This is a genomic window from Pseudomonas auratipiscis, assembly GCF_036324085.1.
Classification (GTDB): Bacteria; Pseudomonadota; Gammaproteobacteria; order Pseudomonadales; family Pseudomonadaceae; genus Aquipseudomonas; species Aquipseudomonas auratipiscis.
On record NZ_JAZDCU010000002.1, the window covers coordinates 112,258 to 138,336 of the forward strand.

19 protein-coding genes are annotated in these 26,079 nt (G+C 58.3%); 4 read left to right on the forward strand and 15 right to left on the reverse strand.

Translation table 11 applies throughout. The features are described 5' to 3' along the window. Positions 1-5: 5 nt before the first annotated feature. Both mutM and V0R60_RS02955 read right to left on the reverse strand, forming a co-directional pair. Complete coding sequence (gene mutM, locus V0R60_RS02950) at positions 6-818, reverse strand: bifunctional DNA-formamidopyrimidine glycosylase/DNA-(apurinic or apyrimidinic site) lyase (RefSeq protein ID WP_330078892.1); 813 nt, start codon at positions 816-818, stop codon at positions 6-8. A gap of 3 nt (positions 819-821) precedes the next feature. Next, positions 822-1,688 carry an HDOD domain-containing protein gene (locus V0R60_RS02955; protein ID WP_330078891.1) on the reverse strand — a complete coding sequence of 289 codons (867 nt, stop codon included), beginning with the start codon at positions 1,686-1,688 and terminating at the stop codon, positions 822-824. A 152-nt stretch (positions 1,689-1,840) separates the two neighbouring features. On the opposite strand from V0R60_RS02955, the gene V0R60_RS02960 reads away from it, so the two are divergent. Next, positions 1,841-3,037, forward strand: a complete 1,197-nt coding sequence (locus tag V0R60_RS02960; protein ID WP_136478628.1) for a class I SAM-dependent rRNA methyltransferase — start codon at positions 1,841-1,843, stop codon at positions 3,035-3,037. 103 nt (positions 3,038-3,140) lie between these two features. On the opposite strand, the gene V0R60_RS02965 is transcribed toward V0R60_RS02960, so the two are convergent. Beyond that, positions 3,141-3,809, reverse strand: a complete 669-nt coding sequence (locus V0R60_RS02965; RefSeq protein WP_330078890.1) for a magnesium transporter — start codon at positions 3,807-3,809, stop codon at positions 3,141-3,143. 511 nt (positions 3,810-4,320) lie between these two features. Here V0R60_RS02965 and ilvD point away from each other — a divergent pair. Continuing rightward, positions 4,321-6,162, forward strand: coding sequence for a dihydroxy-acid dehydratase (gene ilvD / locus V0R60_RS02970; protein ID WP_136478630.1), 1,842 nt, complete (start codon positions 4,321-4,323; stop codon positions 6,160-6,162). Between the two features lie 110 nt (positions 6,163-6,272). Here ilvD and V0R60_RS02975 read toward each other — a convergent pair whose 3' ends face one another. The 10 genes from V0R60_RS02975 to V0R60_RS03020 form a co-directional block, all read right to left on the reverse strand. Beyond that, on the reverse strand, positions 6,273-9,326 hold the full coding sequence (locus V0R60_RS02975) for an efflux RND transporter permease subunit (RefSeq protein ID WP_136478631.1): 3,054 nt from the start codon (positions 9,324-9,326) through the stop codon (positions 6,273-6,275). Continuing rightward, a complete protein-coding gene (locus V0R60_RS02980; RefSeq protein WP_136478632.1) occupies positions 9,323-10,393 on the reverse strand; it encodes an efflux RND transporter periplasmic adaptor subunit in 1,071 nt (356 codons plus the stop codon). Before V0R60_RS02980 ends, V0R60_RS02975 begins: the two co-directional genes overlap by 4 nt. Continuing rightward, positions 10,390-11,481 carry an efflux RND transporter periplasmic adaptor subunit gene (locus V0R60_RS02985; protein WP_136478633.1) on the reverse strand — a complete coding sequence of 364 codons (1,092 nt, stop codon included), beginning with the start codon at positions 11,479-11,481 and terminating at the stop codon, positions 10,390-10,392. The genes V0R60_RS02980 and V0R60_RS02985 overlap by 4 nt, the downstream gene beginning before the upstream one ends. 181 nt (positions 11,482-11,662) lie before the next feature. After that, the gene (locus tag V0R60_RS02990; protein WP_136478634.1) at positions 11,663-12,553 is read right to left on the reverse strand and encodes an ABC transporter permease subunit; all 891 of its coding nucleotides are present in this window, start codon (positions 12,551-12,553) and stop codon (positions 11,663-11,665) included. Further along, positions 12,550-13,470, reverse strand: a complete 921-nt coding sequence (locus tag V0R60_RS02995) for an ABC transporter permease subunit (protein ID WP_330078889.1) — start codon at positions 13,468-13,470, stop codon at positions 12,550-12,552. The genes V0R60_RS02990 and V0R60_RS02995 overlap by 4 nt, the downstream gene beginning before the upstream one ends. After that, complete coding sequence (potA, locus tag V0R60_RS03000; protein WP_136478636.1) at positions 13,467-14,609, reverse strand: polyamine ABC transporter ATP-binding protein; 1,143 nt, start codon at positions 14,607-14,609, stop codon at positions 13,467-13,469. Before potA ends, V0R60_RS02995 begins: the two co-directional genes overlap by 4 nt. 59 nt (positions 14,610-14,668) lie before the next feature. Continuing rightward, positions 14,669-15,763 carry a polyamine ABC transporter substrate-binding protein gene (locus tag V0R60_RS03005; protein ID WP_203479042.1) on the reverse strand — a complete coding sequence of 365 codons (1,095 nt, stop codon included), beginning with the start codon at positions 15,761-15,763 and terminating at the stop codon, positions 14,669-14,671. Positions 15,764-15,925: 162 nt separating this feature from the next. Further along, entirely contained in the window at positions 15,926-17,023 is a 1,098-nt protein-coding gene (locus tag V0R60_RS03010) for a polyamine ABC transporter substrate-binding protein (protein ID WP_136478638.1), read from the reverse strand. 169 nt (positions 17,024-17,192) lie between these two features. Next, entirely contained in the window at positions 17,193-18,551 is a 1,359-nt protein-coding gene (locus tag V0R60_RS03015; protein ID WP_330078888.1) for an aspartate aminotransferase family protein, read from the reverse strand. Between the two features lie 48 nt (positions 18,552-18,599). Next, positions 18,600-19,958, reverse strand: coding sequence for a glutamine synthetase family protein (locus tag V0R60_RS03020; protein WP_136478640.1), 1,359 nt, complete (start codon positions 19,956-19,958; stop codon positions 18,600-18,602). A gap of 581 nt (positions 19,959-20,539) precedes the next feature. Between V0R60_RS03020 and V0R60_RS03025 the strand changes: the two genes are divergently transcribed. Beyond that, the gene (locus V0R60_RS03025) at positions 20,540-21,916 is read left to right on the forward strand and encodes a glutamine synthetase family protein (RefSeq protein ID WP_136478641.1); all 1,377 of its coding nucleotides are present in this window, start codon (positions 20,540-20,542) and stop codon (positions 21,914-21,916) included. A gap of 70 nt (positions 21,917-21,986) precedes the next feature. Here V0R60_RS03025 and argA read toward each other — a convergent pair whose 3' ends face one another. Together argA and argE are read right to left on the reverse strand one after the other, a co-directional pair. Next, on the reverse strand, positions 21,987-23,285 hold the full coding sequence (gene argA, locus V0R60_RS03030; RefSeq protein ID WP_330078887.1) for an amino-acid N-acetyltransferase: 1,299 nt from the start codon (positions 23,283-23,285) through the stop codon (positions 21,987-21,989). Between the two features lie 114 nt (positions 23,286-23,399). Continuing rightward, the gene (argE, locus tag V0R60_RS03035; RefSeq protein ID WP_136478643.1) at positions 23,400-24,557 is read right to left on the reverse strand and encodes an acetylornithine deacetylase; all 1,158 of its coding nucleotides are present in this window, start codon (positions 24,555-24,557) and stop codon (positions 23,400-23,402) included. A gap of 127 nt (positions 24,558-24,684) precedes the next feature. Between argE and V0R60_RS03040 the strand changes: the two genes are divergently transcribed. After that, entirely contained in the window at positions 24,685-26,076 is a 1,392-nt protein-coding gene (locus V0R60_RS03040) for a CYTH domain-containing protein (RefSeq protein WP_330078886.1), read from the forward strand. The last annotated feature ends 3 nt before the right edge of the window (positions 26,077-26,079 follow it).

The window sequence follows — 26,079 nt, forward strand, 5'->3', positions numbered from 1 at the left end:
AGCCTTCACTTCTGACAGCGCGGGCAAAAAACGCTCGCGCGCTGGCCCAGTTTGACCTCGCGCAGGATGCTGCCACAAACCTTGCACGGTTCTTCCCGGCGACCGTAGACAAACAGCTCCTGCTGGAAGTAGCCCGGCTGGCCATCACCGCCGACAAAGTCGCGCAAAGTGGTGCCACCGCGCTCGATCGCGCAGGCCAGAATGCGTTTGATCTCGATAGCCAGCTTCAAGTACCGGGCCCGTGAAATGCTGCCCGCCGCGCGACGCGGGTCGACGCCCGCCGCGAACAACGCCTCGGTCGCATATATGTTGCCAACCCCTACCACCACAGCGTTGTCCATGATGAATGGCTTGACCGCCATGGACTTACCGCGCGATAGCTGAAAAAGACGCTCACCGTCAAACAGGTCGGTCAAAGGCTCGGGCCCGAGCTTGATCAGCAACTCATGATTGAGTGGATCCAGACTCCAGAGCATTGCTCCGAAACGGCGCGGATCGGTGTAGCGCAAGGCAAGACCCGACTCCAATTCGATGTCCACATGCTCATGCTTGCCGGCAGGCAGGCCAATCTCGACCAGACGCAAATTACCAGACATGCCCAGGTGACTGATCAGCGTCCCGACTTCAGCATTTAACAGCAGATACTTGGCGCGGCGCTCGACCTTGACGAAACGCTGCCCGGACAAGCGAATGTCGAGATCCTCGGGAATCGGCCAGCGTAAACGCCGGTCACGCACGACTACCCGGCTGACGCGCTGGCCTTCCAGGTAAGGCGCAATACCGCGCCGGGTGGTTTCGACTTCTGGAAGTTCCGGCATGTATCAGTGGCCGCCCAATTCGCGAATGGTCTGTTTGAGGTTCTCGAAGTCGTACTCCGAGAGTCCCACGTAGTCGAGCACCAAGTGCCCAATGGCCTGCCACTCGTGATCGACACTCTGATTGCCCAATACCCGGTACGATGAGCAGATGTGCTCGGCCATCTTGAGAATCGCCAGCAGGTTTTTCAATTGGCTGCTGCGCGCCGAATCATCGCTGAACACTGCGAGGGCGTTGTGGTGATTTGCGATGGCATTGCTCAAATGCTCGGGCAGGCGCCAGGACTTGGCTGTGTAGTAACCCACCACTGCATGGTTGGTGTTGAACACCTGGTTCTCGGTATCGACCACCCGTTTGTCAGGGCCGGCACTGGCGTAGGCATCTTCAAGCACGCCCATGTAATCGGGGAAACGCTTGAGCATCAGCGGCACACCGCAGTCATGGAACAAGCCCAAGGCGTAGGCTTCGTCCACCGCCTGGGAGCCGATGCGCTTGGCCAGGGTCAGGCAGGTCATCGCCACATCCTGAGCGGTATCCCAGAAACGGTTGAGCGTAACGATAGTGTCGTCACTCATTTCGCCCTTGATCGATTGGGCGTTGATCAGGTTGATGATCGAACGGCTACCGAGCAAATTCACTGCACGCTGTATCGAGGCAATCTTGTTGGTCAGCCCGTAGTAAGGCGAGTTCACCAGTTTGAGCAGAGCACCCGACAGACCGGGGTCTTGAGAAATCAGCTTGGCGATCACCTCAAGGTCGGGATCAGGCATATATTGCTCGAACTGCAGATCGACCATGATCTGTGGCTGCGGCGGTACGCTGATGCCTTGCAAGGCGTGCTGGATCTGTTCGGCGGAGAGTTCCTGGGACATATGTACACACTCGGGACTGAGCGGCGATTCTAACCCGATCATCCCGGCCAGGGGAGCAAGCAAGGCCTCTGCCATGTAGCAATTTGTCGCTATTCACATCGGCGCGCCAGGCATCGGGTTATACTCCCGCTCTTTTTTCCCGGAGCGACGTCATGTCCCTGCCCAGCCTTCGTCTCAAAGCCAATGCCGATCGCCGCCTGCGCGCCGGCCACCTATGGGTCTACAGCAACGAAATCGACGTCGCCGCGACCCCGCTGCATGGCTTCAAGGCCGGCGACCAGGCTATCCTGGAAACCGCAGGTGGCAAGGCCCTGGGCGTCGTCGCCATGAGCCCGAACAACCTTATCTGTGCCCGCTTGCTGTCGCGTGACGCAAAGTTGGCGCTGGACAAATCGCTACTGGTGCACCGCATCAACGTCGCCCTGTCACTGCGTGAACGCCTGTTCGACAAGCCGTTCTACCGCCTGGTGTACGGTGATTCCGATCTGCTGCCGGGGCTGGTAGTGGATCGTTTCGGCGATATCGTCGTTGTGCAGTTGGCCTCGGCCACCATGGAGCAGCATAAGGACGACGTTATCGCTGCGCTGGTCCAGGTGCTCAAGCCTAGCGGCATCCTGTTCAAGAACGACTCGGCCGCACGCGATGCCGAGGGCTTGAATCGTTACGTGGAGACCGTGTTCGGCCTGGTGCCGGAGTGGGTTGCCCTGGAAGAGAACGGCGTCAAGTTCGAAGCTCCGGTCATGGAAGGCCAAAAGACCGGCTGGTTCTACGACCACCGCATGAACCGTGCGCGCCTGGCGCCGTACGTTCAAGGCAAGCGCGTTCTCGATCTGTTCAGCTACATCGGTGGCTGGGGCGTTCAGGCCGGTGCCTTCGGCGCCAGCGAAGTGTTCTGCGTAGACGCTTCGGGCTTCGCACTGGACGGTGTTGAACGCAACGCAGCACTTAACGGCATTGCCGAGAAGCTGACTTGCATTGAAGGCGACGTATTCGAAGCCCTGAGAGAGCTCAAGGCCTCGGAAGAGCGTTTCGACGTGATCGTTGCCGACCCACCCGCCTTCATCAAACGCAAGAAAGACCTGAAAAACGGTGAAGGTGCATACCGTCGTCTGAACGAACAGGCCATGCGCCTGCTGACCAAGGACGGCATTCTGGTCAGCGCATCGTGCTCGATGCACCTGCCCGAGGACGATTTGCAGAATATTCTGCTGACCAGCGCCCGCCATCTGGATCGTAACATCCAGCTGCTCGAGCGCGGCGGTCAAGGCCCGGATCACCCGGTACACCCAGCGATCCCGGAAACCCGCTACATCAAGAGCATTACCTGTCGATTGCTGCCTAACAGCTAAGCGGGTGAAGCTTGCCCTGCGATCGCGAGCATTGATTTACATCGCATCGCGGGGCAAGCGCGCTGCTAACGGGCGTGTCTGCACAACACAGTCGCCAGCGTGGTTAGATATCCAGCACCTGCGAAGCGATCCCGAAGTACACCAGCACCCCAGCGGCATCGGCAATCGATGTCACCAAAGGCCCGCTGGCCGTGGCCGGGGCGAGCTTGATACGGCTTAGCAGGAACGGCAGGCTCATACCGATCAGGCTGCCAAGCAACACTATTACCAACATGCTGCTGGCCACGATCAGCGCGATATCCCGGCCGCCACGCAACGCCCCAAGCGACGCCACGGCGATGGCCATGGTACATCCCAATGCCAAGGCGACCCCGCACTCGCGACCGAGCAAACTCAACCAGTCACGCATGACCACTTCACCTGTAGCCAAGGCGCGGACCATCAACGTTGCCGACTGGGCCCCGGCATTGCCGCCGCTGTCGACCAGCAACGGCAGAAAGAACACCAGGACGATGTGTGCAGCGATGGTTTCTTCAAAAATGGCGATTCCAGCCCCGGAAAACAGGTTGCCAAACACCAGTAGAACCAGCCAGAACACGCGCTTGCGATACAACAGGCCAATCGTGGCTGTCTTCAGGTTACCCAACGGGGTAGAGATCAAGGCGCCCTTGTGGAAATCCTCGGTTGCCTCCTCGACGGCTGCGCGATGAGTCTGCGCTTGAGCCTTGGACGATGCCGGGGCGGTACGGTTTAGTTCGTGAATAAATGTCATTTCGATCTCCAGGCAGCAGCGCAGGTGCCTGGAGGCCGACCGCAAGGAATATCGGTCAGCTGACGGGCAGCCCTGGCGCCACTGTGTTCAGTGCCAGAATGTAGGTTCGCGATGAACTGAAACTGGGAAGGTCCATTAAGGGTGTCGTCTCGTAAGCCGCACATGCGGCGCAGCGATGATAGCCAGTTCGACTGGCGGAAACAGCCGCTTTCAGGGGCTTTCGCAACGATTCAGAAAGCTCTTACAAAAGGTCTGACAGACCGATGACGGGTCGATGTGGGTGCTGATCGCCACCAACCCTCTACATCACCATTCCTTCGCGGCGCCAGCGGTGTAGAATCGAGCTATTCATCGCCAGTCATCCCGGCGGGTTTATGAGCTCTGGCCGAGCGCACGGCGATCCCGCGGCGATCTCGGCTTCATCCGTACCAGCGGCCACATGCCTTCGGTGCAAAGGACAAGAGAAGCTCACTCCCCTTTTTGTTACCTGATTAGCCGCCAGGAGTGCTTCATGCCTGATTACCGCTCGAAAACGTCCACCCACGGTCGCAACATGGCCGGCGCACGCGCCTTGTGGCGCGCCACTGGGATGAAAGACGAAGATTTTAAAAAGCCGATCATCGCCATCGCCAACTCGTTCACTCAGTTCGTCCCGGGGCATGTGCACCTGAAGGACCTGGGTCAACTGGTCGCCCGTGAGATCGAACGTGCCGGTGGTGTAGCCAAAGAGTTCAACACCATTGCGGTGGACGATGGCATCGCCATGGGCCACGACGGCATGCTCTATTCCCTGCCTAGCCGAGAAATCATCGCCGACTCGGTCGAATACATGGTCAACGCTCATTGCGCCGACGCCATTGTATGTATCTCCAACTGCGACAAGATCACCCCTGGTATGTTGATGGCCGCCCTGCGCCTGAACATTCCGGTGATTTTCGTTTCCGGTGGACCGATGGAAGCCGGCAAGACCAAACTGGCCAGCCACGGCCTGGATCTGGTCGACGCCATGGTCATCGCCGCCGATTCGACCGCCTCCGATGAAAAAGTCGCCGAATACGAGCGCAGCGCCTGCCCAACCTGTGGTTCCTGCTCCGGCATGTTCACCGCCAACTCGATGAACTGCCTGACCGAAGCGCTGGGCCTGGCCCTGCCCGGCAACGGTTCGACCCTGGCGACCCACAGCGACCGCGAACAGCTGTTCCTGCAAGCCGGGCGCACCATCGTCGAGCTGTGCAAACGCTACTACGGCGAAAACGACCAGAGCGTACTGCCACGCAATATCGCCAACTTCAAGGCGTTCGAGAACGCCATGATGCTCGACATCGCCATGGGTGGCTCGACCAACACCATCCTGCACTTGCTGGCTGCCGCCCAGGAAGCGGAGATCGATTTCGACCTGCGCGATATCGATCGCCTGTCGCGCAAAGTGCCGCAACTGTGCAAGGTCGCGCCGAATATCCAGAAGTACCACATGGAAGACGTCCACCGCGCCGGCGGCATCTTCAGCATCCTCGGCTCGCTGGCCCGTGGCGGTCTGCTGCACACCGACCTGCCGACCGTGCACAGCCCGAGCATGGAAGAAGCCATCGCCAAGTGGGACATCACCCAGACCAGCGACGAAGCCGTACACCACTTCTTCAAAGCTGGCCCGGCCGGTATTCCGACCCAGACCGCTTTCAGCCAGTCGACACGCTGGGAAAGCCTGGATGATGACCGTGAGAACGGCTGCATCCGCAGTGTCGAACACGCCTACTCGCAAGAAGGCGGCCTGGCCGTCTTGTACGGCAACATCGCTCTGGACGGCTGCGTAGTAAAAACTGCCGGCGTCGACGAGTCGATTCATGTCTTCGAAGGCAACGCGAAAATCTTCGAAAGCCAGGACAGCGCCGTGCGCGGCATTCTTGCCGACGAAGTGAAGGAAGGCGATATCGTCATCATTCGCTACGAAGGTCCGAAAGGTGGCCCGGGCATGCAGGAAATGCTCTACCCGACCTCCTACCTGAAATCCAAGGGCCTGGGTAAAGCCTGTGCCTTGCTGACCGATGGCCGCTTCTCTGGTGGCACCTCGGGCCTGTCCATCGGCCACGCTTCCCCTGAAGCAGCTGCCGGCGGCGCTATTGGTCTGGTTCAGGATGGCGACAAGGTACTGATCGACATCCCCAACCGTTCGATCAACCTGCTGGTTAGCGATGAAGAGCTGGCTGCACGTCGCGTAGAACAAGACAAGAAAGGCTGGAAGCCAGTGGAAGTGCGTCCACGTAAAGTAACTACCGCACTGAAAGCCTACGCCCTGCTAGCCACCAGCGCCGACAAGGGTGCAGTTCGCAACAAGGCAATGCTCGACGGCTTGTAAGTCGAAACGCCAACAAAAAAAAACCGGCGCCCTGTGCGCCGGTTTTTTTATTCCAATTCCCGCTCCCTTTGCCCGCCCCGGGAAGCGGACGGGGATGCTCTGCAATGGCCTTATCCCTCTGCGTTCTGCGGCTCCTTGATCTTGTACCAGGCCACATACAAGGCCGGGAGGAACAGCAATGTCAGCAAGGTGGCAATGATGATCCCGCCAATCATCGCGTAGGCCATGGGGCCCCAGAACACTTCACGTGCAATGGGGATCATGCCCAGACTCGCCGCTGCGGCCGTCAACAGAATCGGCCGACGGCGGTGGTTGGTAGCTTCCTGAACCGCAGCCCACGGCGTGAAGCCCTGGCCTTCGTACTCGTCGATCTGGGTCACCAGAATCACCGAGTTACGAATGATGATGCCGATCAGCGCAAGAATCCCCAGAATTGCCACAAAGCCCATCGGTGTACCTGTTGGAACCAGGGCCAGAACCACACCGATCAAGCCCAGCGGTGCCACGCTCGCGACCAGGAATAGCTTCTGCACGCTGTGCAACTGAATCATCAGGAACGTGCCCATCAGGAACAGCATCAGCGGTAGCACTTTGGCAATCGGGCCCTGGGCCTTGCCACTCGCCTCCACGGTACCGCCGGTTTCGATTTTGTACCCAGCCGGCAACTTGCTGGCAAAATCGTCGATCTGCGGTTTGAGCTCTCTTACCAGGTCGGTCGGCTGAATGTCACCGCGCACGGCAGCCTTGATGGTAATGGTCGGCTTGCGATCGCGGCGCCAGACCAGCGGCTGTTCCAGCTCGTAGCGCACTGTAGCGAATGCCAGCAAGGGAATTGACGTACCGTTGGGGGTGACGATCTGCAGGTTTTGCAGCGTTTGCGGCGAGCTACGTTCACTGCCTACGGCGCGCGCAATAACGTCGATCAGGTAGATGTTGTCATTTACCTGGGTGATGGTCGTGCCGCTGACAATGCTGTTCATCACGTTGGCCACGTCCTCGGACGACAGGCCAAGCTGCCGTGCCTTGTCCTGGGCGATGTCGACTCGCAGGACTTTGCCAGGCTCGTTCCAGTCGTAAATGATCTGGCCGATGTTGTCATTGCTGTCGAGCAGGGTCGCCAAGGCGATGGCGTGTTTACGAACCTCGTCGATGTCCTTGCCCATTACCCGATACTGGATTGGCAACCCGACAGGAGGACCCATTTCAAGTGACTGCACTGTGCTGCCAATGCCGACGAAGTCTTCACGCAACCGTTCCTTCAAGCGCTTGATGAGTATTTCGCGGGACTCGAAGCTCTTACTGACGATGACCAGCTGCGCGTAGTAGGGGTTCTGCAGTTGCTGGTCCAATGGCAGGTAGAAACGAATCGCACCCTGGCCGATGTAAGTGCTCCAGCGCTCGATGTCCGGATCACCCTTGAGCGTGGCCTCCAGCTTATCCACCGCTTTGCGGGTCTCCTCGATAGAGGCGTTCTGCGGCAGGTTGAGGTCGACAAGAATTTCAGGGCGGTCCGAAGCGGGGAAAAACTGGTTCTGCACGAATCGCATGCAAAACAGCGCCAGCAGAAAGATCAGGATGGTGCCGATGATAGTCAGCCAGCGATGGCGCATGCACCACAGCAAGCTGTGTTCGAATGCCCTGCCGACGCGGCCGGTTTCCTCGTTGTGCGGTTTGACCTTGGCGCTGAGGATATGCACTCCCAGCACCGGCGCGAACACCACTGCCACAACCCAGGACACCAGCAACGCAACAGCGATCACCGCAAAGAGTGTGAAGGTGTACTCACCTGCAGAACTGGCATTGAGACCAATCGGCATAAAACCTGCGACTGTCACCAGGGTGCCCGTGAGCATCGGAAAGGCCGTCGAGGTGTAGGCAAAGGTTGCTGCCTGCTCCTTGGTCTCACCCATCTCCAGGCGCGTCACCATTACCTCCACCGTGATCATCGCATCGTCTACCAACAGCCCCAGGGCGATGATCAATGCCCCCAACGAGATCCGCTGCATGGTGATGCCGCTGTACTCCATGAAGATGAACACCATCGCCAGCACCAACGGAATCGAGCACGCCACCACCAGGCCGGCGCGCAGGCCCAGGCTGATGAAGCTCACCACCAGAACGATGATCACCGCCTCGAACAGGGCACTGGTGAAGCCACCTACGGCTTCTTCCACCACCACAGCCTGGTCGGACACGGTGTGCACCCCGACGCCTACCGGTAGTTCGGAAATCACCTGGTTCATGGTTTTGTGCAGGTCGGCACCAAACGCCTGGATGTTGCCACCGGCTTTCATGCCGATGCCCAGACCTATGGCAGGCTGACCATTGAAACGAAACTGCGGCGACGGCGGATCAACGTAGCCGCGCTCGATTTCGGCGATGTCCGCCAAACGGAAGAAGCGGTCATTGATACGCAGATTGACCGCTTCAAGATCCTTTTCCGAAGCGAACTGCCCGGACGTACGGACCGACACGCGTTCAGGTCCAGCCTCGATCACCCCGGCCGGCGTTACCGCGTTCTGGCTCTGCAACGCCTGCAACACCTGGCGCTGGTCAATGCCAAAGGAGGCCAGCTTGCGCGTGGAGAAATTCAGGAACAGCACTTCGTCCTGGGTACCGATCATCTCGACCTTGCCCAAGCCTGGCACTTCGCGGATCACTGCTCGCACCTGCTCGACGTAGTCGCGCAGTTGGCGCATGGTCAAACCATCGGCGGTAAATGCGTAGATCGACCCGTAGACGTCACCGAACTCGTCGTTGAATCCAGGCCCCTGGATACCTTGGGGAAACTCGCCACGAATATCCTGAATCTTCTTGCGTACCTGATACCAGATCTCGGGGATCGCTTTGGAAGGAGTGGTATCGAGCAGGTTCACGTAGACGGTCGATTCACCCGGACGGGTGTAACTCTTTACATAATCGAGTGAGTCTAGCTCCTCGAGCTTTTTCTCGATGCGGTCGGTGATCTGGTTGAGGGTTTCATCCTGCGTTGCCCCAGGCCAACGCGTCTGAATCACCATGGTTTTAATGGTGAAAGAAGGATCTTCCTCCCGCCCCAGGTTCATGTAGGAAAATACGCCCATCAGCAAGCTGACGAACATCAGGTACCAAACAAAGGATTGGTGCTTCAGCGCCCACTCCGACAGGTTGAAGCTTCCTTTCATCGTGGACTGTCCTCATCGACTAATACTTTCTGACCGGGCTTTAGGCTGTTGACGCCTGCAGTTACTACACGATCCCCGGCCTTCAAACCTGCACTCAGTACGACGCTGGTCGGCGTTCGTTCAAGCAACTGCACGTCACGAATAGCGACCGTTTCCTGTTGCGGATCGACCACCCAGACTCGGCTTTTTCCGTCGCTTTCCAGCAGCGCCGAGGCGGGCAGTTCCACCCGCGGGGATACCGCCGATGTCAAGGTGACACTGATCGCGGTACCCAGATAAAAAGCATCCGGAGTGGTGGCCAAGGTCAGTCGCGCTCGGCGCGTTCGCGTGGCGGCATCCGCCTGCGGCTCAAGTTCACGCAACGTCGCGGTGGTGCTGATGTCGGGGTCAAGTTGCGAAGCGACGACAAATTTCAAATCACCAGATAGCTGTTCGGCCAGGTAGGTCGGCAGGTCGATAACCGCCTCCTTGATATCCGGGCGAGCCAAGGTGACAACCGCCTGGCCGGCACTGACGGTCTGCCCGGCTTCCGCCTGCCAATCGGTGACCACCGCCGCATGATCGGATCGCAACTCGGTGTAACCGAGTTGATCACGCGCCTGATCGACAGCAGCTCGCGCTTGCTCCAGGGTAGCGCCTGTGGTTTTCATATCGGTCATCGCGCTATCGAGTTGTGCCTGCGCACCCACGCCGCGATCAAATAGCTGTTGCTGCCGGCGTGCATCAGCCTGAGCATTTATCCATTGCGCCTGGGCCTTCGCCAGATCACCCTCGGCTGCCCGTAGCTGGTTACGCTGATCGGCCGGATCAAGGCTGGCCAGTGTATCGCCTGCCTTCACCTGACTGCCGACATCGACCCAGCGCCGCGCAATACGCCCGCCAACGCGAAAGCCCAAGGTGCTTTCGAAGCGTGCCTGAATACTGCCAGCAAATCGCCCAAGATCGGCTTGAACTTGAGGCTCGACGATCAGCGACAGCACCGGACGAATCGGATCTGGCTCGGCGGTTTCCTTGCCACACCCTGTCAACAACACCACGCTGCAAAACGCCAATGTGAGTGTCTTCATTGAGCCACCCCAATATCCTCAAAGGGCGCGATTTCCACCTGCATGCCCGGATTGAGTAGCTGCCCGCCTGCCACCACCACCATTTCACCGCCTTTGAGCCCTTCACCGATCACCACCTTGCCGGTGAGATAACGACCGATCTTGACCTGCTGCAATCTGACTTTGTTGTCATCCCCTACCAGCCAGACAGCTGGATCATGCAACGCCTTGGTCAAGGCCGACCAAGGCAGTTCGATACTTGGTTTTCCATGAACATTGCCAGTGGCCGTGACCGGCGAGCCCAGCTCCATTGCGTCCGGAACGTCGTGCAACGCTACCTTGACCTGCACCGTCCCGCTCTGCGCTGAGACCGTCGGCGTCACTTCACGCACTTGGCCCTTGGCCTGGATCTTCGGGTTGTCGACCAGACTGACCACGATCGTTTCGTTACTTGGTGGCGCCACCAGCAAGGACTCATAAACGTTGAACACCGCATCACGCTCACCATCGCGGGCCAAGCTGAAAACCGGCATCGTGGCCTGAACCACCTGCCCTACTTCAGCTTGACGCTCGGTGATGACCCCTGCGGCATCGGCCACCAGGGCGGTGTAACCCAATTGGTCGCGAGCGTTGGCGAGCTGCGCCTGCGCGGCCTTCAATGCGCTCTGGTTGCTACGTAGCGTGGCCTGGGCCGAGTCGTATTCACTTTGACTGGTATAGCCTTTGGGCAGCAGCTTTTGCTGACGGACAAATGCAGCACTGGCCTGAGTGACCCGCGCTTGCGCTGCGAACACTTCAGCCTTGGCCGAGTCGACATTGGCCTGCAGGTCCTTGGGGTCAAGTCGAGCCAGCACCTGATTGGCTTTAACGTGATCGCCAATATCAACACTTCGAGAAATGATCTTGCCACCCACGCGAAACGACAGTTCCGTTTGTACCCGGGCCTGTATATCCCCGGTCAAGGTCACAGAAGCAGCAAAGTCACTGGGTTGAACGTGTTGTACGGCTACCCTGGGTAGTTCGACTTCAGCGGTTTTCTTTTCACCACACCCTGTCAGTATCAGCAATAGCCCTAGGCCGGCGACTAAAAATGGACGCAACACCGTCATGCAGGCTCCTTGCATGTACCAGTTCGATAGAGAGATGCGAGTGTTAGCGTAGATCAGACGCAGCGCTGCCGCTTGTGCGAAATCAATAGATTTATGCGGACAGAAGATGCTGGAGGGATAGAGCTCATCGCGGGACAGCCTGCTCCCTGGATGGGAGCGAGGCTGTTCCGCGCTTTTCAGATCAAGCTGAAACAGGCGAAGGTGAGCGACCTACGTCTGGTTGTTTCCACGACTCTGCAGCACTTTCCTCGATAGCCTGCTGGATCGCCCGGCGGCGACGTTCTTCGGCGCGACGGCTGAAGTACCAGACCATGAAGGTCACAATCGACACCGAGAGCAGGATCAGACTGGCAACGGCGTTGATTTCCGGCTTCACGCCCAGACGCACGGCAGAGAAGACTTCCATCGGCAACGTGGTCGAGCCAGGGCCCGACACGAAGCTGGCCAGTACCAGGTCATCCAGCGACAGGGCGAAGGACATCATGCCGCCGGCCGCCAGCGAAGGCGCGATCATTGGGATAGTGATCAGGAAGAACACCTTCCAAGGGCGTGCTCCCAGGTCCATCGCCGCTTCTTCGATCGACAGGTCGAGCTCACGCAGACGCGCCGACACTACCACGGCCACATAGGCCGCACAGAAGGTGGTGTGGGCGATCCAAATGGTGACGATGCCACGCTCCTGGGGCCAGCCGATCAACTGCGCCATGGCCACGAACAGCAGCAACAGCGACAGACCGGTGATCACCTCAGGCATTACCAGCGGCGCGGTAACCAGGCCACCGAACAGGGTACGGCCCTTGAAGCGAGTAACCCTTGTGAGCACGAACGCTGCCAGAGTACCCAATGCCACTGCCGCAATCGCGGTGTAGCAGGCAATTTCCAGCGAGCGCATCACCGAGCCCATCAGTTGGCTGTTGTCGAGCAGGCCGACATACCACTTGATCGACCAGCCGCCCCAGACTGTTACCAGTTTCGAGGCATTGAACGAGTAGATCACCAGGATCAGCATGGGCAGATAGATGAACAGCAGGCCCACTATCAACATCAACTTGGAGAAACTGAAACGCTTCATGCCCTGCCCTCCATCTCTTTGGCCTGACTACGGTTGAAGAGCAGAATCGGCACAATCAGGATCGCCAGCATCACCACTGCCAGGGCAGACGCCACCGGCCAGTCACGGTTGTTGAAGAACTCTTGCCAGAGCACTTTACCGATCATCAGGGTTTCCGGACCGCCAAGCAGTTCAGGGATAACGAACTCACCCACCACCGGAATGAACACCAGCATGCAGCCAGCGATAATGCCGTTCTTGGACAGCGGAACGGTGATTTTCCAGAAGCTGTTGAAGGTGCTCGAACCCAGGTCCGATGCTGCTTCAAGCAGGCTCTGGTCGTGTTTGACCAGGTTGGCGTACAGCGGCAGGATCATGAACGGCAGGTACGAGTAGACCACGCCGATATACACCGCAAGGTTGGTGTTGAGGATCTGCAGCGGTTGGTCGATCAAGCCCAGCCACATCAGGAAGCTGTTGAGCAGGCCGTTGTTGCTGAGAATGCCCATCCAGGCATAGACGCGAATCAGGATCGCGGTCCAGGTTGGCATCATGATCAGCAGCAACAGGACGGTCTGGCTTTCCTTGCGCGCATTGGCAATGGCATAGGCCATGGGATAACCGATCAGCAGGCACAACAGCGTGCTGAAGAAGGCCATCTTCAACGAGCCCAGGTAGGCCGCGATGTACAGCTCATCCTCGGACAACAGGCCGTAGTTGGCCATGTTGAGTACCAACTGCAGCTTGCCTTCAACGTAGCTGTAGATCTCGGTGTAAGGCGGGATCGCTACGTCGGCTTCAGCAAAGCTGATCTTTAGAACGATGAAGAACGGCAGCATGAAGAACAGGAACAGCCAGATGAACGGAACGCCAATAACCAAATGGCGACCTTCAGGCTTTATTCGATTGAGCGCTCGCTTGAGCTTGCGCATGTTCATGACCGCAGTACCACACCGCTGTCGTCTTCCCACCAGACATAAACCTGGTCGTCCCAGGTTGGACGGGTGCCCTGACGCTCGGCGTTGGCAACAAACGACTGGACGATCTTGCCGCCAGGCAGCTCGACGTAGAACACCGAGTGACCGCCAAGGTAGGCAATGTCGTGAACCTTGCCGCGCGACCAGTTGTGCTCACAGGTCGGCTGCGCGGTAGTTACCAGAAGTTTCTCCGGACGCAGTGCGTAGGTGATGCGCTTGTCTTCAACCGAAGTGGTAACACCATGGCCAACATAGATTTTGCGTTCGAGTTCCGGGCTGGCAATGACCGCATGACCCTCAGCATCCTCGACCACTTCACCGTCGAACAGGTTGACGTTACCGATGAATTCGCAAACCAGGCGACTGGTTGGCGTCTCATAGATGTCGATCGGGCTGCCGATCTGGGCAATCCAGCCCAAGTGCATGATGGCGATGCGCTGGGCCATGGTCATGGCCTCTTCCTGGTCGTGGGTCACCATCACGCAGGTTACGCCCACACGTTCGATGATCTCTACCAGTTCCAATTGCATCTGCGAACGCAACTTCTTGTCCAGCGCCCCCATCGGCTCGTCGAGCAGCAACAGTTTCGGACGTTTGGCCAGCGAGCGGGCCAGGGCAACACGTTGGCGCTGGCCACCGGAAAGCTGGTGTGGCTTACGCTTGGCGTACTGGGTCATGTGTACCAGTTTGAGCATCTCGCCAACACGGGCGTCGATCTCGGCTTTGGGCATGCGGTCCTGCTGCAGGCCGAAGGCAATGTTCTGCGCGACGGTCATGTGCGGAAACAGCGCATAGGACTGGAACATCATGTTGATTGGCCGCTCATAGGGCGGCATATCGGTAATGTCTACGCCATCGAGGAAGATGCGTCCCTCGGTTGGCCGCTCGAAGCCGGCGAGCATACGCAGCAAGGTAGATTTACCCGAACCGGAGCCGCCAAGCAGAGCGAAGATCTCGCCCTTCTTGATTTCGAGGGACACATCGTCCACCGCGACCGTTTCGTCGAATTTTTTCGTGACCCGGTCGATTTTGACCAGCACCTGTTTAGGTTGCTGGTCGCCCTCGAGGGCTTTCTTATAGGCACCGGAGGCAACAGCCATTTGTGAAACTCCCAACAAGATTTTTTGCGTCCGCCCCTGCCGTGGCGGACCCTGGATACTTACTTGCCCGACTTGACCTTGGTCCAGCTACGGGTCATCAAACGTTGCACTTTGGGTGGTAACTCGGAGCTAACGTACAACTTGTCCAGCACTTCTTGCGGTGGGTAAACCGCTGCGTCGGTTCGCACGCTCTGGTCCATCAGATCGCCAGCCTTGAGGTTCGGGTTGGCATAACCGACGTAATCACTGACCTGAGCAATAACTTCAGGTTTCAGCAAATAGTTGATGAAAGCATGGGCCTCTTTGACATTGGTGGAATCCTTGGGGATTGCCAGCATGTCGAACCAGAGGTTGCCGCCTTCCTTGGGAATCACATACGCCACGTCCACGCCTTTGCCAGCTTCTTCAGCACGGGCCTTGGCCTGGAACACGTCACCGGAAAAACCAGCAGCCACACAGATGTCGCCATTGGCCAGGTCCGAGATGTACTTGGACGAATGGAAATACGTCACATAAGGGCGCACTGCCAACAGCTTCTTCTCAGCGTCGGCATAGTCCTTGGGATCAGTACTGTTGGGATTACGCCCCATATAGTTGAGCACCGCAGGCAGCATCTCATCGGCCGAGTCCAGGAAGGCAACACCACACTTGGAGAGCTTCTTGATGTTTTCCGGCTCGAACAACATGGCCCAGGAATCGATCTTGTCGGTGCCCAGCGCCGCCTTGACCTTCTCGACGTTGTAACCGATGCCGTTGGTACCCCACAGATATGGAACGGCGTACTGATTGCCCGGATCGTTCTTTTCCAGGCGCTTCATCAGTGCCGGATCCAGATTCGAATAGTTCGGCAGCAACGACTTGTCGAGCTTCTGGAACGCGCCCGCCTTGATCTGCTTACCGAGGAAATGGTTGGACGGCACCACTACGTCGTAGCCAGTACGGCCCGCCAGGAGTTTGCCTTCCAGGGTTTCATTGGAGTCGAAGACGTCCTGTACAGGCTTGATGCCCGTAGCTTTCTCGAAGTCTGCGAGCGTCGTCTGCCCGATGTAGTCCGACCAATTATAAAAGTGCACCGTGGGCGCCGCTTGGACGCTGATCGCCAGCGTCAGACCCGCTCCAGCCAGCATGGCCTTGCGAAATGTAGATATAGACAAGTGGGAGGTCCTCACAATAGTGCCAGTGGCAAACGACAGAAACACCTGCCATCAACGCAAACCGGCGCGCAACTTACCTTCGATGCACTGATGTCGCAAAAAAAATTTGCCGCTAAATGATCCCTGGACGTGATTCACACCGCGCCCAGGGATACCGCCGGCTTATTTGCCCGACTTGATCTTGGTCCAGCTGCGAGTGATCTCGCGTTGAGCTTTCGCGCCTGGGTCAGCAATTGCGTACAGCTGCTTCTTCACATCAGCCGGTGGATAGATGCTCGGATCACCCGAAATATCCTTGTCTACCAGCGGGGTTGCCGCCTTGTTGCCGTTCGGGAAGCGTACTGCGTTAGTGATACCCGCCATGACTTCCGGCTGCATCAGGAAGTCCATGAACTTGTAAGCGGCGTCGACATTGGCGGCATCTTTAGGGATAGCAACCATGTCGTAGAAGGTACCGGCGCCTTCTTTCGGAATGATGTAGTCCAGCTTGACCTTGTCACCGGCTTCGTGAGCACGCGCCTTGGACTGCTCCAGGTCACCCGAGTAACCCACAGCGACGCAGATGTTGCCGTTGGCCAGGTCCGAGATGTACTTGGAGGAGTGGAAGTAACTGATCGACGGTCGGATCTTCAGGAACAGTTCTTCAGCGGCCTTCAGGTCAGCTTTGTCTGTGCTGTTGGTCGGCTTGCCAAGGTAATGCAGAGCCGCCGGGATCATTTCGGTCGGCGCATCGAGGAAGCTTACGCCACAGCTCTTGAGCTTTTCGATGTTCTCGGGCTTGAACACCACGTCCCAGGAATCGATCTTGTCGACACCCAGCGCAGCCTTGACCTTCTCTGGGTTGTAACCAATACCGATAGAGCCCCACATGTACGGGAATGCGTACTTGTTACCCGGGTCGCTGGCATCACCAACGGCCTTGAGCAGATCTTCGTCAAGGTTCTTCCAGTTTGGCAGCTTGGAGCGATCCAGTTCCTGATAGACACCCGCCTTGATCTGTTTGGCCAGGAAGTTGTTCGACGGTACGACGATGTCATAACCGGACTTGCCTGCCAGCAACTTGGCCTCGAGGGTTTCGTTGCTGTCGAAGACGTCATAGACGACCTTGATACCGGTCTGCTTCTCGAAGTTGGCGACGGTGTCTGGTGCGATGTAATCGGACCAGTTATAGACGTGCAGCACTTTGTCATCCGCCTGAACAGCACTGGCCATGGCGCCCATCAGGGACATAGCCAACAACGTCTTGCCCAATTTCTTCATGCGTAATGCTCCAGAATTTTTTATTAAGCCATCTGTTCAGTGGCCGGCTCTTTACGGCACAAGCACTGGGCGACTGAAACAGTCGCTAGTCTGGCAAGTTCCAAGGCGCTCTTTCAAGGAAAGAGCACCTCGAAACCACATGATGCCATTACGCTAGCCTAGCACTTGGCTATTTCAGCGCCTCAAGCGTCAAGTCCAGGCATTTGCGTGCCTTTTCCACAAGCTCGTCGATCTCTTCCCGGCTGATGACCAGCGGTGGCGCAATGATCATGGTGTCGCCCACAGCGCGCATGATCAGACCGTTGTCGAAGCAGTGCTGACGGCAGATCATGCCTGCGCCCTGGCCCTCGTAACGGGTGCGCGAGGCCTTGTCCTTGACCAGCTCGATTGCACCGAGCATGCCCAGGCCACGCACTTCGCCTACCAACGGATGATCGTTGAGCTCACGCAAACGCTTTTGCAAATACGGTGCCGTTTCTTCCTTGACCCGCTCGATAATTTTCTCGTCGCGCAGGATCCGCAGGTTTTCCAGGCCCACGGCGGCGGCAACCGGGTGACCGGAATAGGTGAAGCCGTGGTTGAAGTCACCGCCTTCGCTGACGACCTTGGCGACTTCGTCACGTACGATCACACCACCCATTGGGATGTAACCAGAGGTCAGGCCCTTGGCGATGGTCATCAGGTCTGGCTTGAGATCGTAGTAGTCGGAACCGAACCACTCACCGGTACGCCCAAACCCACAGATCACTTCATCGGCGATGAACAGAATTTCGTACTTGGTCAGGATTTCCTTGATCTTCGGCCAGTAGCTCTCTGGTGGAATGATCACACCGCCTGCGCCCTGGATCGGCTCAGCGATAAAAGCAGCGACGTTTTCTTCGCCCACTTCGAGAATTTTCTTTTCCAGCTGTTCGGCGGCCCAGATACCAAACTCTTCCGGGCTCTTATCGCCACCCTCACCGAACCAGTACGGCTGCGGGATGTGGACGATGTCCGGCAGGGTGCCGCTTTGTTCGTGCATGCCGCTCATACCACCCAGCGCGGCGCCAGCCACAGTGGAGCCGTGATAGCCATTAATGCGGCCGATAATCACTTTTTTCTGCGGCTTGCCCTTGACCGCCCAGTAGTGACGGACCATACGCAGGTTAGTGTCGTTACCTTCGGAGCCCGAACCGGTGAAGAACACATGAGTCATACCTTCCGGCGCCACGGCAGAAATCGCCTTGGCCAATTCCAGCGCAGGTGGGTGTGCGGTCTGGAAGAACAGGTTGTAGTACGGCAGCTCACGCATTTGCTTGGCTGCAGCGTCTGCCAGCTCTTCACGACCGTAACCGACCGCCACACACCACAGACCAGCCATGCCATCGAGGATTTTGTTGCCCTCGCTGTCCCACAAATGCACACCTTCAGCTTTGGTGATGATTCGTGGGCCCTTTTCTTTCAGTTGCTTGTAATCACTGAAAGGCGCCAGGTGATGATCACGGCTCAGGTCTTGCCACTCGCGGGTTTGCGGGTTGTTGACGCTCATGTGCTTCTCCGTTTTCTGACGGCCGCGCTCCTGCGGCTCCGGGGTTGATCAGACTGCAAACAGCAGGAACTCTCGTTCCCAGGAGCTGATTACACGTTTGAAGTTTTCATGTTCGGCACGTTTGGTTGCGACGTAGCCAGTGATGAATTTCTTGCCCAGGTAAGGTTCCAGGGCCTTGCAGTTTTCCATGCGCTCCAACGCATCCTCGATGGTCAGCGGCAGGCGCAGATTGCGACGCTCGTACCCTCGACCCTGTACCGGAGCGCTCGGTTTGATGCCTTCGACCATGCCGATGAACCCGCACAACAGGCTGGCGGCAATTGCCAGGTACGGGTTGGCATCGGCACCTGGCAGACGGTTCTCGACGCGACGGTTCTGCGGCCCCGCATCCGGTACGCGCAAGCCGACAGTGCGGTTCTCTTCGCCCCATTCCACGTTTACCGGAGCCGAAGTGTCTGGCAGGAAGCGACGGAACGAGTTCACGTTCGGTGCAAACAGCGGCAGCACTACTGGAATGAATTTCTGCAAGCCGCCAACGTGATTGAGGAACAACTCGCTCATGCGGCCGTCTTCATCGGAGAAGATGTTCTTGCCGGTATGCACGTCGATGATGCTTTGGTGCAGATGCATGGCACTGCCCGGCTCGCCGGTCATCGGCTTGGCCATGAAGGTAGCGGCGACGTTATGCTTGAGCGCCGCTTCGCGCATGGTTCGCTTGAACACCAGGATCTGGTCGGCCAGGGCCAGGGCGTTACCGTGACGGAAGTTGATTTCCATCTGCGCCGTGCCGTCTTCGTGGATCAGCGTGTCCAGGTCCAGGTTCTGCAGTTCACACCAGTCGTAGACGTCCTCGAACAATGGGTCGAATTCGTTGGCGGCCTCAATAGAGAACGACTGACGCCCGGTTTCCGGACGGCCGGAGCGACCGATTGGCGGCTGCAGCGGGAAGTCTGGGTCTTCGCAGCGTTTGGTCAGGTAAAACTCCATCTCTGGCGCCACAATTGGCTGCCAGCCCCTGTCGGCATACAGCTTCAGAACCTTCTTGAGCACGTTACGCGGCGACAGCTCGACCGGGTTGCCTTGCTTGTCATAGGTATCGTGGATTACCTGGGCCGTGGGCTCGATGGCCCAAGGCACGAGAAACACCGCGTTCTCGTCAGGCCGGCAGATCATGTCGATGTCGGCAGGATCCAGCAGCTCGTAATAGATGTCGTCGTCGACGTAGTCGCCGGTAACGGTTTGCAGCAGGACACTCTCGGGCAAGCGCATGCCTTTTTCAGCGATGAACTTGTTGGTTGGAGAAATCTTGCCACGGGTGATCCCGGTGAGGTCGCTGATCAAGCACTCCACTTCGGTGATCTTGTGTTCTTTCAACCAATCGGTGAGCTGGTCGAGGTTGTTACTCATAAATACCTCAGGAGGTAAATGTCTGGACAATCGTCAGGACACCCGAAGTGGGCGTCGCAGACATTCTGGATGCCGCGCGAAGCTAAAGCAAAAGCCGCGCAGGGGCATACCGCGGCCAGAGCCGCTATAGTCATTAAAGAGAAACGTAGAAGGCGCATCGACAACAGGCAGGCTGCCCGTGCCGTCAATTATTTCAGCCGGGGTGCCGTGTACTGACGCGTAGCGGTAGACGCTCGCGTGAAATGCGTGGAAGCCAATCTGCGGGCGGCAGACGGTGAAGCCGGTTGACGGCTGGCGTGACATGTAACCCCCGGTATTATTGATGTTATGGGTTGCCACCGAGCTTAGCCTTGTTCATTTTTTTACACAACACCCCCGTAAAAAATAGAACACGGCCCGTCGAAAAATCGCTGTTCTTGTAGGAAAGTAGCGGTTGCCGATGCCCTCGATTGCAGCAAAAATGCCGCTTAAGGGCCATTTTAGGGCATCATGGGGTTGGCTTGACTTCAGTATGGCTTTCCGATTGACTGGAGCAGCAAGCCCCCATTGATTGATATTTTTAACAACAAAGGTGTTGCATCATGTCGGTACCCCCGCGTGCCGTTCAGCTTAACGAAGCGAACGCGTTCCTTAAGGAACATCCTGAGGTTCTCTACGTTGACCTTCTGATTGCAGATATGAATGGTGTGGTGCGTGGCAAGCGCATCGAGCGCACCAGCCTCCACAAGGTTTACGAGAAAGGCATCAACCTGCCGGCCTCCCTCTTCGCATTGGATATCAACGGTTCAACGGTAGAAAGCACCGGCCTGGGCCTGGACATCGGCGATGCCGATCGTATCTGCTATCCGATCCCGGACACCCTATCCAACGAGCCGTGGCAGAAGCGCCCGACTGCGCAGCTGTTGATGACCATGCACGAGCTCGAAGGTGAGCCGTTCTTCGCCGACCCGCGTGAAGTGCTGCGCCAAGTGGTGAGCAAGTTCGACGAGATGGGCCTGACCATCTGCGCCGCGTTCGAGCTGGAGTTCTACCTGATCGACCAGGAGAACGTGAACGGCCGTCCACAACCGCCACGCTCACCAATTTCCGGCAAACGCCCGATGTCGACCCAGGTCTACCTGATCGACGATCTGGATGAGTATGTAGACTGCCTGCAGGACATCCTCGAAGGCGCGAAGGAACAGGGCATCCCTGCCGACGCAATCGTCAAGGAAAGCGCCCCGGCGCAGTTTGAGGTCAACCTGCACCACGTTGCCGACCCGATGAAGGCCTGCGACTACGCGGTACTGCTCAAGCGTCTGATCAAAAACATCGCCTACGACCATGAAATGGACACCACCTTCATGGCCAAGCCTTATCCAGGCCAGGCGGGGAATGGTCTGCATGTCCATATCTCGGTGCTGGACAAAGATGGCAAGAACATCTTCACCAGCGAGGATCCCGAGCAGAACGCCGCACTGCGTCATGCGATCGGCGGTGTGCTCGAGACCCTACCGGCGTCGATGGCGTTCCTGTGCCCGAACGTCAACTCGTACCGCCGTTTCGGTGCTCAGTTCTACGTACCCAACTCGCCAAGCTGGGGCCTGGACAACCGTACCGTTGCCCTGCGCGTACCCACCGGCGCACCTGATGCCGTACGTATCGAGCACCGTGTCGCCGGCGCCGACGCCAACCCGTACCTGTTGATGGCCGCGGTATTGGCGGGCGTTCACCATGGTCTGACCAACAAGGTCGAACCTGGCGCGCCGACCGAAGGCAACTCCTACGAGCAGAACGAGCAGAGCCTGCCGAACAACCTGCGTGATGCCCTGCGCGAGTTGGACGACAGCGAGATCCTGGCCAAGTATATCGATCCTAAATACATCGATATCTTCGTGGCCTGTAAGGAAAGTGAGCTGGAAGAGTTCGAACACTCCATCTCCGACCTCGAGTACAACTGGTACCTGCATACCGTTTGATGGCGTAATCGCGAGGCAAACCGGCGTCTACAGATTAAGTCCTGTAGGCGCCGGCTTGCCTCGCGACGCCTTACAAAGCCTTCTCGAAAATCTTCGAGTTTCGCTGGTAGTTGTACAGCGAAGCCCTTGCTGCGGGCAGCCGCTCGACGCCACTGGGCACAAACCCACGCTCACGAAACCAGTGCGCAGTCCGAGTCGTCAGCACGAACAAGGTGTTCAAGCCCATCTCCCGCGCCCGCGTCTCGATGCGCTCGAGCAGCTCATCGCCACGCCCCCCATGGCGATATTCGGGATTCACTGCCAGGCACGCCAACTCACCAGCTTCGGATTCAGCAATTGGATACAGCGCAGCACACGCGATGATCATGCCTTCGCGCTCGACCACACTGAACTGTTCGATCTCACGTTCCAGCACCTCACGAGAACGGCGCACCAGAATGCCTTGCTCTTCCAACGGGCTGATCAGCTCCAGCAAGCCACCGACATCTTCAATGGCTGCTTCGCGAACCTTCTCAAACTGCTCTTGCGCCACCAGGGTGCCGCCACCATCGCGGGTGAACAGTTCGGTGAGCAAGGCACCATCTTCGGCATAGCTGACGATATGACTGCGCGCTACGCCGCCACGGCAAGCCTCGGCAGCGGCATCCAGCAGTTCAGCCTGATAGTCACTGCCCAAACGCTGCAAATGCGCCGGAACCTGCTGCGGGCGCAGCTCACGCACCAACCGTCCTTGCTCGTCGATCAAGCCGCGTTCGGCGCCGAACAACAGCAATTTGTCGGCCTCCAACTCAATCGCCGCGCGGGTCGCGACATCTTCACAGGCCAGGTTGAAAATTTCGCCGGTCGGCGAGTAACCAAGCGGCGATAACAACACAATGGAGCGCTCATCGAGCAGCCGGTTGATACCCTTGCGGTCGACCCGGCGCACCTCACCGGTATGGTGATAATCGACCCCTTCAAGCACACCGATCGGCCGCGCCGTTACCAGGTTGCCGGCGGCAACACGCAAGCGCGAACCCTGCATTGGCGAAGCCGCCATGTCCATCGACAGACGCGCCTCTATGGCGATACGCAGGTGACCAACGGCATCGATCACACATTCCAGGGTTGCCGCATCGGTGATGCGCATACCACGGTGGTAATGGGGCGTGAGGCCGCGACTGGCCAGGCGAGTTTCGATTTGCGGACGCGAACCGTGCACTAATACCAGGCGAACCCCAAGGCTGTGCAACAGCACCAGGTCGTGGACGATATTGCCGAAGTTGGGGTGTTCCACACCGTCACCGGGCAACATAACCACAAAGGTGCAGTCGCGGTGGGCGTTGATATAGGGCGAAGCATGACGCAGCCAGTTGACGTAATCGGGCATAACCACAAAGCCTGTAAAAAATTGGACAAGAACGGGAAGGCACACAGCGCTCGAAGGGTTATCGTCGGAACAGGCTTGGCGTCACGCGCAATCTCCTTTGGGTAACGGCTGAACTCAACGGGCAATTACCGGATTCAGGCAGTAATGTTCAATCAACTCACGCAATAGACGCACAGTAGGCTGCAAGCGTGACATTTCAAGATATTCGCCAGGCTGATGAGCGCAAGCGATGTCGCCCGGACCGAGCACCAGGGTCTCACAGCCCAGACGCTGAAGATAAGGCGCTTCGGTACCAAAGGCTACCGCTTCAGCGCGATGACCCGTAAGACGTTCGGCTACCCGCACCAACTCCGCGTCGGCGTCCTGTTCAAACGGCGGCACCTCGGGGAACAACGGTGCATAGTCGATCTTCACCTGATGCAGCTCGGCCAGCGGTGCAAGCTTTTGCCGAATGGCGGCACGTAGGGCCTCGGGGTCCATGCCCGGCAATGGGCGCAAATCGAACTCCAATGCGCACTGGCCACAGATCCGGTTGGGATTGTCACCGCCATGAATGCAACCGAAGTTCAAGGTCGGCTGCGGGACGCTGAACTGAGCATTGTTGAATTCCTTCTGCCATTGCTGACGCAAGCTCATCAGCTCGCCCATCACCCGGTGCATGGCCTCCAGCGCACTGTGGCCCAAGCGCGGATCCGATGAATGGCCACTGCGACCGAGGATATCGATACGCTCCATCATCACACCCTTGTGCAGGCGGATAGGCTTGAGCCCGGTCGGTTCACCGATCACGGCCGCTCGACCCAGCGGACGACCAGCCTCGGCCAACGCACGGGCGCCGGACATGGAACTCTCTTCGTCGCAGGTAGCAAGAATCAGCAACGGCTGCTTGAAGTCGTTTGCCAGCAACGGCTGTACTGCCTCGATGATCAAGGCGAAGAAGCCTTTCATATCGCAACTGCCGAGCCCGACCCAGCGGCCATCGACTTCCGTCAATTTGAGCGGGTCGGTCTGCCACAATTGCGGATCATAGGGCACCGTATCGCTATGCCCTGCCAACACCAACCCACCCGGGCCACTGCCATAACTGGCCAGCAAGTTGAACTTGCCCGGCGTCACCTGCTGAATATCGCAGGCAAAGCCCAGGTCACCCAACCAACCGGCCAAAAGGTCGATCACTGCCCGGTTTGACTGATCCAGCGCAGGTTGGGTACAGCTGACCGAAGGCACTGCAATCAGTGCCGCGAACTGTTCTTTGAGCGATGGCAAAGGCATGCGCATTCTCCTTGAGGCGAAGCCCATCATAGGGCCATCGAGCACCTGGAATAAACCGTCGACGGCCGACTCCTGTACACTGCACGGCCAAGACGCTCCCTGTCATCCGAGCCTGGATTACTCAGCAATGCACAAAGAAACCGAAATCAAACTGCGGGTCAGCCGCGAGACACTCGCCGCCCTGCGCGAACACCCATTGCTGAAGAAGCGCAACAAGTCTGGCTGGCAACAGCGCGAGCTGCTGAACCAGTACTTCGACACCCCTGAGCGTGACCTGGCTGCCGCCAAGGTTGCACTGCGCCTGCGCCGCGACGGCGATGTGGTCATCCAGACCCTCAAGACCCGTGGCCAGAGCGTCGCCGGTCTGTCGGTGCGCAACGAGCACGAGTGGCAGTTGCCCAAGGCCAAGCTGGACGTGAAAAAGCTCGACGACGCGTGCTGGCCAGCCGAACTCGCCGACGTGGATAAAAAAGCCATCAAGGCGCTGTTCACCACTGATTTCACCCGCGAGTATGCAGAAATCGCCTGGGGTCGCGGCAAGGCCAAGGTGGTGATCGAAGCCGCCCTGGACCTGGGCAGCGTGGTCGCAGGCAAACAGAAGGAAGAAATCTGCGAGTTGGAGTTGGAGCTGCGTGAAGGTGAACCTGAAGCATTACTGGAACTCGCTGCCGAGCTGTCCGCCAGCTTGCCGTTGTTCCCGTGCGACATCAGCAAAGCCGAGCGGGGCTATCGCTTGCTCGATCCAGCCAGCTACGCGCTGAGTCTGCCGGCTGCCGAGCTGAACCCAGAAATGCCACTGGATGACGGCTTCGCCGCCCTCGCCTGGCAATTGCTCGGTACCAGCCAACGCCTGGCCGAACAATACCGATTCAACGGTCACTGGCGCCTGCTGCAGGACTGGGTCCAGGCCCTTGCTGAGCTTCGCGCCCTGGCCAGCAGCCTTGGCCAGGCCGCACCACGCACGACAACCTCCACCTTGCGCAGCAGCCTCGATGCCCTGCTGGAAGACTGGCGCCCACTGGTACTGGCCGGCAATGACGACGAAGACGTCCGCCGTGCAGCGCCGGAACAATTTGCAGAAGAACTGCAGGACCCGCGCTGGGGCCAGTTCTCTCTGGAGACCTCGCGCTGGCTGCAGGCTCGCGGCTGGACCGTCGAGCGCAACAAACGCGGCGACCGCCAGGGTGCCGCGCAGTTGGCCAATTGGTTGAATGTGCTGCTGGCCGACGAAGCCAAGGCCCTGAACCTGCCGCTGTACCATCGCCAACCGGAAGACCTGGCAGAGCAATTGCCCCGAATCGAGCGTCTGCTTGCCTGGCTGCACCATGCCCGTCAGGTGCTTGAGAGCCCAGACCTGGACCGCCTTTTCGGTGAGCTGAACAAGCTGCACGAACTGGCCAACCAGTCGATCAGCGATGAGGTCGAAGCCGAAGTTCGCATTACGGTACTGGATGCCCGTGCCGACCAGGCCATGGCCGTGTTCCAGAGTCGCGGCTGGAAACATCTGTTGCGCAAGTAGGCC

Excerpts from the sequence above, each read along its gene's own strand:
- mutM (WP_330078892.1), bottom strand. The coding sequence starts at position 818 with ATGCCGGAACTTCCAGAAGTCGAAACCACCCGGCGCGGTATTGCGCCT.
- V0R60_RS02955 (WP_330078891.1), bottom strand. The coding sequence starts at position 1,688 with ATGTCCCAGGAACTCTCCGCCGAACAGATCCAGCACGCCTTGCAAGGC.
- V0R60_RS02960 (WP_136478628.1), top strand. The coding sequence starts at position 1,841 with ATGTCCCTGCCCAGCCTTCGTCTCAAAGCCAATGCCGATCGCCGCCTG.
- V0R60_RS02965 (WP_330078890.1), bottom strand. The coding sequence starts at position 3,809 with ATGACATTTATTCACGAACTAAACCGTACCGCCCCGGCATCGTCCAAG.
- ilvD (WP_136478630.1), top strand. The coding sequence starts at position 4,321 with ATGCCTGATTACCGCTCGAAAACGTCCACCCACGGTCGCAACATGGCC.
- V0R60_RS02975 (WP_136478631.1), bottom strand. The coding sequence starts at position 9,326 with ATGAAAGGAAGCTTCAACCTGTCGGAGTGGGCGCTGAAGCACCAATCC.
- V0R60_RS02980 (WP_136478632.1), bottom strand. The coding sequence starts at position 10,393 with ATGAAGACACTCACATTGGCGTTTTGCAGCGTGGTGTTGTTGACAGGG.
- V0R60_RS02985 (WP_136478633.1), bottom strand. The coding sequence starts at position 11,481 with ATGACGGTGTTGCGTCCATTTTTAGTCGCCGGCCTAGGGCTATTGCTG.
- V0R60_RS02990 (WP_136478634.1), bottom strand. The coding sequence starts at position 12,553 with ATGAAGCGTTTCAGTTTCTCCAAGTTGATGTTGATAGTGGGCCTGCTG.
- V0R60_RS02995 (WP_330078889.1), bottom strand. The coding sequence starts at position 13,470 with ATGAACATGCGCAAGCTCAAGCGAGCGCTCAATCGAATAAAGCCTGAA.
- potA (WP_136478636.1), bottom strand. The coding sequence starts at position 14,609 with ATGGCTGTTGCCTCCGGTGCCTATAAGAAAGCCCTCGAGGGCGACCAG.
- V0R60_RS03010 (WP_136478638.1), bottom strand. The coding sequence starts at position 17,023 with ATGAAGAAATTGGGCAAGACGTTGTTGGCTATGTCCCTGATGGGCGCC.
- V0R60_RS03015 (WP_330078888.1), bottom strand. The coding sequence starts at position 18,551 with ATGAGCGTCAACAACCCGCAAACCCGCGAGTGGCAAGACCTGAGCCGT.
- V0R60_RS03020 (WP_136478640.1), bottom strand. The coding sequence starts at position 19,958 with ATGAGTAACAACCTCGACCAGCTCACCGATTGGTTGAAAGAACACAAG.
- V0R60_RS03025 (WP_136478641.1), top strand. The coding sequence starts at position 20,540 with ATGTCGGTACCCCCGCGTGCCGTTCAGCTTAACGAAGCGAACGCGTTC.
- argA (WP_330078887.1), bottom strand. The coding sequence starts at position 23,285 with ATGCCCGATTACGTCAACTGGCTGCGTCATGCTTCGCCCTATATCAAC.
- argE (WP_136478643.1), bottom strand. The coding sequence starts at position 24,557 with ATGCCTTTGCCATCGCTCAAAGAACAGTTCGCGGCACTGATTGCAGTG.
- V0R60_RS03040 (WP_330078886.1), top strand. The coding sequence starts at position 24,685 with ATGCACAAAGAAACCGAAATCAAACTGCGGGTCAGCCGCGAGACACTC.